Consider the following 12,828-nt stretch of genomic DNA (forward strand, 5'->3'; position numbering starts at 1 on the left):
TGTTCCAGAACCATTCGCACAGCCCGCTCACGAACTTCAGGCGAGTACCTTGGGCACTTCTTCTTCGTGTTTTCCATAGCTCCATTTTCTCAAGAAGTGGAGCCTCCGGAAATCCCGGGGCGGTTCACGCCCGGCCCTGTGATGCAGCGCCGAGCGGCCACGTTGTGCGGGCACACGGCGGCTGGATCCCGCTCCGGACTTCGTGGCCGGCGTCAGCTCGCCCGCCGCGTCGGCGACGGCCGTCAGCGCATCATCGAAGCCCTGTGCGAACAGCGCGATCGACTGTGCGAACCTCTGCTGATTTTTAGCGGGAAGCTGACCGATATCCGCCTGCATTGAGCTCGCCACGACCTTGCGGATCGCTTCCGGAGTTCGCGCACCAGTACGATCCAGCATCTTCGCAGCACGCACAAGCAGCCGTGAAAACTCAGACGCCTGAATGGTTGCCGTAGACATAGAATCTTTCCCAAGGAACAACTAAGCCTATCCCGAATATAGCGAAATTGTCAAGGAAGTAAAGGAAATAGCTCCGTCATGCTGCACCGCCCTACCAGCCGCTCGTCGCGGGCATCCGCGCAGCGGCGGTTCAGCATCCTGCGAACCGGATACCGGTCAAGCAGGGCCCGCGCATTGGTCAGCCCGTAACCAAAACGCAGCACGTTCTCGATGTCTATGAAGTCGGCGTAGCGGCCCGAGTCGGCCAGCCAGCATGCTTCCTCAAGGATGGCCGCTTCCCCCGGCGAAGGCGGCGCACCGCCGTCCTCTTCCGTCATCACCCCATTCTTGTCCATGTCGTCACCAGATCGTTGATGCATGCCTCCGGACGCGGCATCAAGAGTTTGTCCGACGCAGGTGCGTCGTACACCGGCTGGTATCGCCTGACGTGCCTACGCTTATTGAATACGCATCACGCCATTTCGCGCATGATGGCATGCGAGCCAACGTGCATCGTTGCGAAGCGATGTCTGGCGAATGATCCAAGGAGGGCTGTCTACGCTGACGAACGATTGTCGAAGCCGTCCTCTGGACCGCCTTCCTTGCCCGGCAAGACGTTTCATCGCTCAATAACGTTCGAATCATCTTGGCCTGCTCGCGCAAAAGACAAGATGTAAGCACATTTCATCGAATGTAAACGGCCCCTAGATGCTGTGTGGAAGGGCTGCGTCAGGCGTGCCCGTTTGCGCGCTCCCTCGGAGAAAACGAGTCTGGAAATCCCGTTTTACTCGAGTCGGGCTTACTGCCACTGCCCTCCCACATAGCATCTAGGTGGCATCGAACTCATGCACATGATCGTCAAGGGGAAATTGAACGATGGCGGCGTTTGGCAAACTCCCGCACATCAGTTCTATTCGCTGGCTGGACAAGGAATCCATGCCATATCGGTCTTGACCGACCTCTCTATCTTACTGCGACAGAACCCGCTTGCATCCACGCCCCTGTCAAGCAATGCGCTCGCGTTTAATGTGCAGAAACCTGCCGCATTATGATCTCCGTCATCCGCTCGATATGCATTAGCAATTCGGGCACCGCCGTCGCCTCCCAAAAGCGTCTTCTAAGCGCAGGGCCAATATAAAACAGAGATGGATTCGTACAGCTACTGACTCGAACCACGCGGTAAGACTCATCAACACACAACCCCGCCCAGTCAAATTTTGCAATCCCGTCGCGCCGTAACTGATCGAAAAGAGAATCACACGCGTGTGCTATAGGCCGGTGTATGCAATCTGCATGCGGTTCTGTATCTGACGCCGTAGCTCGATGAGCCGGAGCCATCCCGACACCGGTGCAATTCACGAAATACGATGCGTGCACAACGCGCGAGCCCGTTGCTGCGCGCGGGCGAATAGCCAGCAGCAGCCCGTCGCCATGTGCGCTGATCGTCTCGATTCGCCCCCCCATAAGCGAGAGACGCCCACTCATCCCGAGTGACGCGACAAGCGCTGCCGTGGAAGCTGGCTGTCGGTGACGATGTGTGTCCCAGTAAGGCGCAATATGGCGCACGAAAGCGCGCCGGTCGGCCTCAGACCAGTTTGACCAGATCTGCGGTACCGCTGGACGCAGGCTATCGATCACCTCGCGCCAGTCACCGCCTCTCGCGCGATGTTCAGCAATGACTTTCCGTACGACGGTGATGCAATGCCTAGGGCCGGCAGTCAGTTGATCGAGAAGCGACCGCCGCGCTTCTGGCTGAAGTCTCGGCGGTGACTGGCAGTGGTGTTGGGGCAACAAACCACGGCGGGACATAAGCGTGAAGCGCAACTTTTCGCTGCGCCGGTGCAGCGCGTAAACAACGTCGAGTGCCGTCAGACCGGACCCGCACATGAAGAAATGGCTGTCATCCGGCACGGTCCGCAGTTTAACTGCGTCCCAGGGATTCGCGAGGAAACGTTGATCGAGTGAAGCGCCACCGGTCGCTGCTACAGTGATGGAGCGGCGGCCATCGCTGTGCCCGGTCGCAAGGACGACGTGATCGGCAGAAATCTCCACACCCGTGTGCAAATGAACCTTCGTTCGGCCATCCTCGACGGGTTTCAGCGCGACGGCGTATCCGTCATGTTGAGAAAACTGATGCTTCCCGGGGTTTTCGACGGCTTGTTTTAGCAGATGTGCAAGATAATCACCGTACCACGCACGTGGCAGGAAATCGTCGGGTTCGGCAGGACGGCCCCGCAGTCGGCAATAATCGACAAAGCCGTTGCCGTTGTCTCGCTCAACACTGAGGGTCCGTGCGGGGGCGTTCAGGAGCCAGCCCTCTTCGTCTGACCGATAAGCAATACCGCGCGAAACGCTATAGCTGTCATCGACCAGTGCGATCGACAGGGGCTTTGCGGTTTGATCCGACAGTAGCCATATGGCCGTCATCGTCCCGCAAAAGCCGGCACCCACTATCACGATCGATACAGTCATTGCCACGGCTCCGATGATTGCTCGTATCCGCTCACGCACAAAATTAATTTTGACGTTCGGATGGATACCCGCTCCGATGGAGTCGCTTGCATCGGGGCACGTCAGGAAAGCTCTCTTTCTGGCGCGGATAGTCGGAAGCTGTGCCGCGCGTCGCAGGAAGCGACTATGCGGCATTTCGCCTCAAGCTACAAAATCGATTGTTTGGATAACACTGATTCGCATCGCAAATGAATGGGCTCGGGGCGGATGGGTGTGCCGTCGGGAGGGTGCCGTTCAAACCCAGTAGCGCACCTATTTCGCGTAGACCGCGCCACACCTCAATGGCATCGCAGCGCTGTCCACGAACCCTCAAACAGTGGGGCCGGCTAACGGGGCGTCAACAGTACTCCGCAAATTGAGGCTCGGATAGTTTGGGCTATCCGGGCCTTCATTTCCGGACATTTTATTAGTCAGAAAATTACTTTACTGATTTTCCGGGCCAGGTAGCTGGGCTGTGGGGCCGGCGGCCGCCCGCCAGGGCGACACCTGTGGGAAGCGAACGGTGTCGCTTCCCCGGGAAAGCGCCGTCCCTGCCTGTCCCTCGCCACAGCCGTCCATCGACCCCAGGCACGGGTACCAAGCCGGAATGTGTTCGTCGTCGCCGCTCGCGCGTGACCACACCTTGGCGGACCGCTTCCGTGCTTGCCCGCGCCGGTTGGGGCACGCCCGCGGCTCGGGTAGGATGACGGCTTCACTTCCCCACCTCTGGAGGACAATCAATGAACAGGCAGAAACTGGTCGATGCCGTCGCCGCGAAGACGGGCACCACCAAGGCGGAGACCGCCGAAACGCTCGATGCGCTGATCGGCACCATCACCAGCGCGGTCACGCAGGGTGATACCGTGCAGCTCATCGGCTTCGGGTCGTTTTCGACGGGCGCGCGTGCCGCGCGGGTCGGCCGCAACCCGGCGACCGGAGCCGAGATCCAGATCGCGGCGGCGAAGACGGTCAAGTTCACGGCGGGCAAGGCGTTCAAGGATGCCGTGAACGGCGCCTGACAGCGTGTCGTGATTTTCCCGGCGGGAAGACGGCGATGCCGGATGTTCGTCGTCGTCGCATGCGCTGTTTGACGGGCACTGTTGATGGTGGTTTTGCCCGCTATCCGCGGCGGCCGCCCGGACCGGTCGCCTTCCACCTAGTCGGATCGTTGACAGGGATGCCGTGTCGCGAATCGCAGCTCGGGGACTGTCTGAACCTGCTATCAACTGCCCAGAGGAACAATCACGAATCCGCCGGCGTAGAGCGCCGCCGATCGGCAGCGCTGCTGCGCTACGAGGCGCGCATCGTCCGGGTCGTTGCCGAAGCGCGGGGGCAACGCGCGATGATCGAATTACGGGACACGACGGGACGGACATTTACCAGCACCGTCAAATGGGGCAGTCCGCACGAACTGGGCGCCCAGCCGTTGGCGCTCGTAGTTTTTGCTAGCGATGTTCACAGGTGCTGCTGATGGAAAGAATCCTCGAAAATCGGACCTGAAGCTGTCATCGGCGACTTGAAAGTCTTCGAGAGCTGACGGTGCGAACGTCATCTTCGTAAGGGTGGTTTTTCTTCCAGTTGATTGGTGCACGTCGTGGCAAGATGTGCGGCCCCGGAAGACAGTGGCCGCGTGCGATCTCAGCTCATAGCGGCGCGAAGATTCAGGCTGCCCAGAAAGCGACGCTTCCCGGAACGGGCGCATCGGGAAAAGGTATCGAAAAAGCCTCGTATTTGGATAGAAATTTGCAGGAAGGTCATCGCGGTTGATTTTGGCTACCGGCTCTCGTCATTAGGATAGTTACAGGTCAGCGCAATGTTGCTTGCCCAACGGGTCGTAGGTTCTGTCGATCCGATTCCCAGCCAAACTATCGAGAGTACGACCATGCAATCATCCCGGCCACTGATATGTCTCGCGACTTTGACGCTTGTACGCGGATTTGACAGTAAAGATCGGGCAGGTTTCCCCGCTTACCGGTGAACTGTCCCACATCGGAAAGGATGATGAAAACGGTGTGCGGCTGGCGATCGAAGATCTGAACAGCAGAAAGATTCGGATAGGTGGGCAAAACGTTACGTTCGTGCTCGACTCCCGGGACGATCTTCTGAAGACAAAGACTGCCGAATGCGTTGCTAGCTGCGCACGGCTGCGCTCGTTGGAGCATATCGGCATCAACCAGGCCGTCCACTTTAACCACCGCACGTGCCTGAGGTTTCATGGTCTAGGACGAACTGGAATTGACGCATTTTAGTGCGCACTGATGCGAGTTGACGACATTGCTTCGCTGGTAAACTAAGTAATGTCGTCAACTTGAAGGCTCCCGCCCTGTACTGGCGTCATTGATCGGTGACAACTTTACTTCGCTCTAGGACTTCGACGCCTCGCTGAAGGTGCTGCTCCGTCGCGAGCCGGTTGATTTCCGCAAGAGCATCAACGGGCTCGGCGGGATCTGCGCGCGGTCTGCTATGCAGACGGGCGCTAATGCGGCTGGTCCCGGTAGACCAAGCGTCCTGACGCTGAGGGATATCGAGGGTGGGCGCATTGTCAACGGCAGAGGCACGGACTGCCGTCCAGCACGGCACGGGAGCGCAATGATGCGCCACGACGCTTCCCGGCTCATTGCCGGTCGATCCACTCTGGCATCGCCGGGGTGGCCTTATCAGTGCCCGCTTCGTGCGCGAATGCGATCCTCGCCGTGCTCCGGGCCAGCGCCTGACGTCGCCATGCATCCGCCAGCGTGCGTGACGACGATACGAGATCGTCGTCGAGCCGCTCCTCGATCTGCTTCAGGGCGACGTTGGACGCGATCGGCGCAAGTTGCAGCGGCGAGCCGTCCGCGCCGGTTTCGAGAAACACGATGGAGCGTTCCCACACGTGCATGCGCGACCAGAACGTCGCATCGCGCTCGCCGCATTCCGATGCGGGTACGAACAGCGTGTGCAGCGGCGTCATCATCTGCACCGTTCGATGCAGGTCGGCCAGCTTGAACCAGAATTCGTGCGTCATGTCGGCCGGATGCATCGGAAACCTGACCAGCGCCATTGCCTGACGCGGCCCGAACGACAGCGACAGCGTCTCGGCCAGCGCGTTGAAGCGGTCGGCACGGGATTGCGGCCAACCCACGTGCCACAACGTGTCGAAGTAACCGGGCTGGATGACGACGGTATCGAGCCCGGCGCTCAGCCTGATTCGCCGTGCCACGAGTTCCTGTGCGAGCACGGTCTGTAACCCGCTGGACGGATCGATGCCGAACGTGATGCAAAGATGCTCCAGACTGGAAATGCCCGCGACGATCCGGGTGCGCAGCCCGGCACCGTGTGCGGCCTCCAGCACGAAGCGCGTCACGAGGTCCGTCACCATCGCACTGCCCGGCTCGATCAGGACCACGGCGCCCGACTCGCGCGCCGCGCCCACCACCCGGGACGCCATCGCGCGGTACATGTCGGGCCGATACTGGCCGACCTGATAGTGACCGGTATCGATGTCGACGACGTCCGCGTCGCCGGCGAGATCGGCCAGCCAGCGGGCAACGCCCTCATGACATCCGGCGTGAAACACGACCTCTGCGTGGCGAATCGCCCGACATGCCTCGACGCTCGGATCCTTCGAAAAATCGAGCCCGCCGCCAACGATGGTCACTTCCGCTTCGCTATGCATCTGATGTCTCCTCTTCTCGATCCCAATGGGTGGACGCAATCGGGCGAGACCCGATCCCCCACAGCAGCGCGCATGGAAACTTGCTCGGATACGCGAGGCGGAGCAATTCGTAGCCAATGCCCGCGAGCCCCTGGAAAAAACCGAGGTTCTCGTTGTCGCTGCCGAACGGCCAGCTAAAGCCTTCCACCGTGCGATCCAGACGAGCAGCGGCGCGTCGGCGCGCCAGCGCGACGAGCGCCGGCCTCCCGAGCGTGACGCCGGCTTCCAATAGCAGATCGAGCCGTCCGAAATTGCCGCAGCACAGGCAGTCGAGCGCGCTCATCGGTTCCGCCACCGTGCGGGCGATTGCCCGCTCCAGGTCTTCGCGCACGGCGCGTGCGGACGCGCCGTGCAGAACCATCCCGAGACGCGCCAGTCCGATCCCGGATGCGCCGTGGCACCATCGGCAGCTCGCGTGTTCGGACTGCGGTCGTTCCTCGGCCTCGAAGCGCAGGTCCGGCCAGTTGCCGGTTGCATCATCGAAGAGCGCGTGCTCGTATGCGACCCATTCCGCAGCGGCGCTAGAGCATTCGCGTCGCGCCGACGCGGCCGCGAGGCGTTCGAGCGCATAAGCGAACCCCGCCGCGCCGTGAGACATCCCCGCGAGTGGACGCGCATGGCCGACGGTATCGTCCGCCGGAGCCGGCCGACAGTGTGCGAGCAGATGCGCACCGCAGGCCATGGCGCGATCCAATCCGATCGGCCGGCCGGCCTCGTGCAAAGCCAGCAAGCCGAGCATGGCACCCGCCGCCCCGCCGATGACGTCGTATGCGGTATCCGCGCCGATCCACGCGTCACCGATGCATTGCGCGATCTCCTCGGCCCAGTCCAGCAGCATGTCAGAGTCGGCCAAGTGCGCGCCCAGCACGAGCGGATAGATGCAGGACGCCAGGCCTTCGGCTCCGCCGAGAATCCGGTCCCGGTCGGGAAAGCCGGCATGCCGTTCGCGGACGAAACCGTCGCGCAGCGTCGCAAATGCGTTGAGGCCGGTCTGCCTGCAATCGTCGCGTCCGGTCGCGCGAGCAAGGGCCAGCAGGAAGACGGCAATGCCCGCCGTCCCGTCATAGAAGTTCTCGCCTAGCACCTGGATGTGCGGCGCGGCATCGATGGCGGTCGAGGGCAGGCCGATCCATGTCGCACCGCCGTCGCTCACGACGGCCAGCGACAGCAGATGCTCGCCGATGCGGGTAGCACGCTGCACCATTTCCTGAGGACGCCAGGCTCGATCGCTGTCCTCCGGCCACGCGTCGCTGGCGAACGCGGGCGCGATGCCATCGCGCGAGAACGCGAAGCGCAAGAGTCGCCGCTGCTGCTCAAGGTGTGCGTCGTCGAATGCATCGAGCCGTGCCGCCGCGTGCGCCATCGGCGACAGCACGTCGTCTTTCAGGTAGAAGAATTCGACTTCCTCGCCGCCGACCTCATGCAGTGTCGTGCCGTCGCTTCTCATCCAGAACAGCGGCGTATCGAGGCGCAGCATGGCCGTCTGCTCGCAACGCACGCACGTTATTGCGTTCGCGTCGACCGGATGATGGAACCGCATCAGGAACTCCAACTCGAGGCTGGCGCTCAACCCGTCCACCAGCCGCGTCGGCTGCATCGCACGCCGGCTCAACATCTCATAGAAGCGCGTGTCGCGGAGCACGACCCGCACGCTGGTGTCGCGAAACACGGCGAGCGCGTCGCGGACCGTCTCGCGATGGGCCAGAACGAAGCGCCCCATGGCCACGAGCCCGGCATCGATGTCTCCGAGATGGCCCGAAGGATCGGCAATGGATTCCGCGAGCCTCGGCAGATGCCGCACGGCGTCGATTGCAAGCGGCTTGCGGCCGAGCATCATCGCATCGGTATTTGCATGCAGCCAGCCAGTCACCTTGACCTCCTCGGGAGCCGACCAGCTCAGCCCGCCCACGGTCCATCTCGTACTGCGAAACGTATTCCAGTACGGGAGATAGCCCGATTCGAGCACCGATGCGCTCATGATCCGCACCGCGGCGGAGATAGCCGGATGCCAAGGTCGGTCGTCGCCATCTAGCCTGCCTGCTGGGCGCAGCAGCGTTTCGAGGTCCACCGGTATTGGATGGCTGCCGCATGCAATGACGTTCTCCTGATGGAAATCGCAACTGCCAAGGATCTGGAACAGCGCGAGAAGCGCGCCTGCGCGCAGGTAGAACACGCGTACTTCGTCGAGCGACGCGCACGGCTCGGCGTTGACAAACGACGTCCAGCCATAGCCGTCCCGGCATAGTACGTCCGCCGTCCGGAGTTCGCCCGGTGCGCCGGCTGCCTGGATGCGTTGCAGGAATGTCGCCCACGCACCATCGATGCCCAGATCCCGAGGCTTATAAACCAGCTGCTGCCCGCTGTCGAACCGCACGATCGCGACGCCGCGCCCGTCCCGGTGCCGATCCGACATGCCGAAGTCCAAGCCGGCGACCGCACCGGGCGAGCGACCGCCGAAGAACCGCGCGACAATCACCTGCCGATCATGCTCGAGACGCTGCGCGAGCTCCGTCACATGCTGCTCCCACTGCAGGACGGAGATCGCGAAAAAGCGGGCAAGGACCGGCTTTCGATCGAGCAAGCGAACGAAATGCCCGCTGCGCAGCCACGACAGGAAATCGGTGTAAATTCGGTTCGACGCGGCCGCAGCCTCGTCCGCCGCAAGCTGGCCGTGCGATTGCCGGACCGACCGGAATGCGTCGAACCAGACGTAAAGGCTGTCGGCGAACAGGGCGGACAGGTGTGTGGCTAGCCCAGCGCTCACGTCGTCTCGAACCGGCGCGGCCCAAAGCGAGCCATCCAAATGGCGGGCGATGCGATCCCATATGGCACGGCCCAGCGGACGAAAGAGATCGGCAAACGGGACATTGCCGTCGTCGCGGCCCTCCGATGCCGCGTCGCCCGTACAAACGAGCGCAATCCACGCGGGCAAGCGATTCGCCCAGTCAGGCAGCGCAGCGCGGCCGGCCTGCCTAGTAGGGCCGAGGCGCAGCACCGCCTGGTGCTCGCTCAGCCCGAGCCGTTCGAGATAGGTGTCGAAATGGTGCGCGTGATCCTTCGCGGCCAACCGGCGCCAGGACGCAAAAGCGGTAGCCTCCTTGTCGCCCCCGACGCCACCGGCGTCGGGGGGGCAGGTCAGGCGCTCGCCTAGCCACGCGCTGCGAGCGACCCAATCGCGCAACGTCGATTCCGCGAGTGGAGGAAGAAGCGTGACGACTTGCGCGTCCATCGCGAACCTCTCCGTCAGCCCCGACACCCGCCGCAGGTGTGCTCGCAACTTTCGGTGATGGTCTGCGTCGTGCGGCCGAATCGCATTTTCGACCGCGTGCCGGAGGCAGCGGCGCCGATTGCGTGCAAGTCGCAAGTCTCCAGATCCTCGTCCAACGCCAGCGACGGGTCATTCACGGCCGGTGCGGTGTCCGTCGCTTCGACGAGCATCGCTTCCAGCATTTCCGGATCGATCGCGTGCACTTCCGTCTCGGCGCCGTTCGGCCGTGCACCTCGCAATGATGAATTGCTGCTTGACGTATGGTCATTCATATCAACTCCTTCAAACAATATCCAACAGGTTTCTGACGTTCACGCCCATATCGGCGATACGGACACTTATTTTCCTGCGGTTTCGATTTCTTGAACAATGAAATCGACCAATATCGTTAAGTTATTCCTGTTTCAAGAAAACCTCTCATGAAAGGACAAGCCGATCCGTACTGCACGAAAATTTGTATTCAATGCCTTGTCGTTCGGAGCAAGAACGCCATGTCCATCGACATAGTCGGCCAGTCTGTTCAAAGCGCCCAGAGGAATTCCCGTTCTGTTACGGGTCGAGATAACGCACTGAGTGGGTCGGAAAAACCTGCCCGCGCTGCTTCGCACGCTTCGCCGCTGAACAGCAAGCGATAGTCATCAATGGAGTTGATCGCCACCGTCGTTGAGATAGTTTCATCGGGTCTTGAGTCGGGCAACATCATCCCCCGGCAATTTATGCTCGATCTCGAGAGTTCATTTCGGATGCAATTGTGGGCATATAAATAAAATTGTCCATCGCAGAACACGTCGAAAGCGTCCCGAGCAAACCAACTAGGCAATCGGCCTCGCGAATGTTGTTAAAGGAACACGCATATGGAGTCATGGTGTCAAAGCGCGGCGGCGCGGGTATCCGTAAGTCGGGCATGTCCTTTCTCCTGAGCAGGTCGCATGTTTATCAAAAGCGAGTTTCATGCCAACTCACTCGTTTCCGCCCACATTCGCGACCGTCGGTCAGCCAACGCAATTTTTACGTGGAGGCCTACATTTCAAACCCGACAAACCCGCCGTTTATCGTCTTAGTTGCGACGAGGCCAATTTCGGCGCTGTCACGTTAAATTGTTCGCGGCGCAATAGCGGAGCGGACTCAGATCCGTTCAGAAAACGGAACCCGGCACCTCAATGAAAAGATGCCAAGCGGCGAAGCGTGCGGCGAGCTGATTGCGATAGAGTGAGGTGAGCAGTTCTTCGACGCCGGCTTCGCCCGATCGCTTGCGCCGCCGCGTGAGTACTTCGGTCCCGCTTGTGAACATACAATATCGAGAACCCAACACCTAGGACAATCACCCTCAAAGACTAATGTGTTGTGTCGGCCATTTCTCGTGTTCTCGGGTCAGCTGGCACATAAGCTGCTTTGGCTAGGCGAACGTACAAACGTTCCACCAACCGGAAACGCAGTACCTTACTCATTTACTTCGTAGAACTTTCACACCTTGATTGAGCAAATCGTTCAGATTTGCCGCCAAGGGCAGGATAAGTTATCCATCAACTCTTGAAATAAGTGAATGCACTCATGTCTTCATACACCATATCCGTGCTCAATGCCAGCGGCGCTCCCGCGAATGTCGCTATCTACCAGACGTATCCTAATTTAAAAGCAGGATTGCCACTAGTGTGGCTTCTGCAATCGGTCAACAATGGCAATACCAATATCTACAATTGGACAGTCGACTGGGCGCTCAACTGGGGCACCTCCGAGCAACCGCTTGTACCGGGCGTCCAGTGGAGTTCTGGCGGCCCGCTCCAAAGGATGGATCCAACCGCTGCTGGCGGCAACAACGAGATGGGCGTGACTTATGCTAATGAGCAGTTTCAGACTCGTCCTCTGGCATTCAACGACCCGCAGGTGCCCAACGGTAGCATGCTGGTTACGACAGACGCGTCGTTTACAGTTTCACAGTCACAAGCAATGAGCCTTGCCGTGTACATGAATTCTCTGCCAACGTTTGCAATGCAAGGCAAACCAAATGGCAAATTTTTGTTTGACACCCACCCGATTTACTGGATCTGCACAACTGAGGCCAAGCAAGGCGTTGCTGTCTCTGGCAGCTTTGTCAGCAGTCCGACACAATTCGAATTTGCGGGAGGCGTGACTTCGTTGAAATTCAAGCTGACTGATACGTTACAATTCGTCCCGGTCCCGGTATAGCCGGAGGCTGGCAGCCTGCTTTTCGGTGGCTCGGTAAAACCAGTCTGTTTTCAAACAGACTGGTTTTTATTAAGCTCGGCGACAATAAATTGCCAATACGCGCCATCACCGCCAATGGCAAATCAATAAGCGCATATAATATTCATCTATATCAATTCCCTTGAAGCATTCATTTTCTCCCGCGAAGAAGAAGGATCGACATTTTATCGTGACCTGTTCCGTGACCGTCGCCAATAGCAGTGGCGCACCGCAGAACGTTGCGATATTTCTGGCGGACACTTTTGGCAAATGTTGCTTTTCACTGGTCTGGCTACGAAGCAGGATCAATGACAAAGGCAACCACCAATTCAAGTGGGACGATACTGCTTACGGACTTTGAGCTTCCCTCGGTTTTTCGCCTTCCAGAGGTCCGGGGTTATGCAGCCGTATCCTTTGTCCGCTGAGCCGCAAGCCAGTCTTGCATGAACTGAGTTGGCGACGTGAAGCCGAGCGATGAATGACGACGACTGCGGTTATAAAACACTTCGATGTATTCGAACAAGTCCGCAACGGCGTCGCGATGCGTGCGATACCGCGTGCCGTGTACCCGCTCGTTCTTCAAGCTGTTGAAGAAGCTTTCCGTCGGCGCGTTGACGCTCCTATGTCAAGAAGCGCGGGCCGAATCGGCCAAGTCGGCCAGAATGAGCGGGTACAACTCCCTGACGATATAGCGCTTCAGGCAGCGGTGAATTTCCTTGTTCGACATGCCTTCCTT

At 59.9% G+C, this 12,828-nt stretch carries 8 protein-coding genes and 3 pseudogenes; 4 read left to right on the forward strand and 7 right to left on the reverse strand.

The window, feature by feature from the left end; genetic code table 11:
* Positions 1-36: 36 nt before the first annotated feature.
* Entirely contained in the window at positions 37-456 is a 420-nt protein-coding gene (locus tag AB3X89_RS37560) for a hypothetical protein (protein WP_368587723.1), read from the reverse strand.
* Positions 457-506: 50 nt separating this feature from the next.
* Complete coding sequence (locus tag AB3X89_RS37565; protein WP_184228640.1) at positions 507-773, reverse strand: hypothetical protein; 267 nt, start codon at positions 771-773, stop codon at positions 507-509.
* Positions 774-1,262: 489 nt separating this feature from the next.
* Here AB3X89_RS37565 and AB3X89_RS37570 point away from each other — a divergent pair.
* Positions 1,263-1,355 (forward strand): annotated as a pseudogene (locus AB3X89_RS37570) (IS6 family transposase); the annotation flags it as partial.
* 103 nt (positions 1,356-1,458) lie between these two features.
* Here the strand turns inward: AB3X89_RS37570 and AB3X89_RS37575 are convergent.
* Positions 1,459-2,907: an FAD/NAD(P)-binding protein gene (locus AB3X89_RS37575; protein ID WP_368587724.1), complete on the reverse strand. Its 1,449-nt coding sequence runs from the start codon at positions 2,905-2,907 to the stop codon at positions 1,459-1,461.
* 758 nt (positions 2,908-3,665) lie between these two features.
* On the opposite strand from AB3X89_RS37575, the gene AB3X89_RS37580 reads away from it, so the two are divergent.
* Positions 3,666-3,944, forward strand: coding sequence for an HU family DNA-binding protein (locus tag AB3X89_RS37580; protein WP_368587725.1), 279 nt, complete (start codon positions 3,666-3,668; stop codon positions 3,942-3,944).
* Between the two features lie 863 nt (positions 3,945-4,807).
* Positions 4,808-5,024, forward strand: a pseudogene (locus AB3X89_RS37585) (branched-chain amino acid ABC transporter substrate-binding protein); the annotation flags it as partial.
* 515 nt (positions 5,025-5,539) lie between these two features.
* On the opposite strand, the gene AB3X89_RS37590 reads toward AB3X89_RS37585, so the two are convergent.
* From AB3X89_RS37590 to AB3X89_RS37600, 3 genes are all read right to left on the reverse strand, one after another.
* Positions 5,540-6,580 (reverse strand): SAM-dependent methyltransferase, encoded by a 1,041-nt coding sequence (locus AB3X89_RS37590; RefSeq protein ID WP_368587726.1) that lies wholly within the window; start codon positions 6,578-6,580, stop codon positions 5,540-5,542.
* Complete coding sequence (gene lanM, locus AB3X89_RS37595; RefSeq protein WP_368587727.1) at positions 6,573-9,800, reverse strand: type 2 lanthipeptide synthetase LanM; 3,228 nt, start codon at positions 9,798-9,800, stop codon at positions 6,573-6,575. The genes AB3X89_RS37590 and lanM overlap by 8 nt, the downstream gene beginning before the upstream one ends.
* Positions 9,801-9,862: 62 nt before the next feature.
* The gene (locus AB3X89_RS37600; protein ID WP_368587728.1) at positions 9,863-10,090 is read right to left on the reverse strand and encodes a hypothetical protein; all 228 of its coding nucleotides are present in this window, start codon (positions 10,088-10,090) and stop codon (positions 9,863-9,865) included.
* 1,348 nt (positions 10,091-11,438) lie between these two features.
* On the opposite strand from AB3X89_RS37600, the gene AB3X89_RS37605 reads away from it, so the two are divergent.
* Complete coding sequence (locus tag AB3X89_RS37605) at positions 11,439-12,074, forward strand: hypothetical protein (protein ID WP_368587729.1); 636 nt, start codon at positions 11,439-11,441, stop codon at positions 12,072-12,074.
* Between the two features lie 415 nt (positions 12,075-12,489).
* Here the strand turns inward: AB3X89_RS37605 and AB3X89_RS37610 are convergent.
* Positions 12,490-12,705, reverse strand: a pseudogene (locus AB3X89_RS37610) (IS3 family transposase); the annotation flags it as partial.
* Positions 12,706-12,828: the final 123 nt, after the last annotated feature.

Source organism: Paraburkholderia sp. BR14320, assembly GCF_040948665.1.
Classification (GTDB): Bacteria; Pseudomonadota; Gammaproteobacteria; order Burkholderiales; family Burkholderiaceae; genus Paraburkholderia; species Paraburkholderia youngii.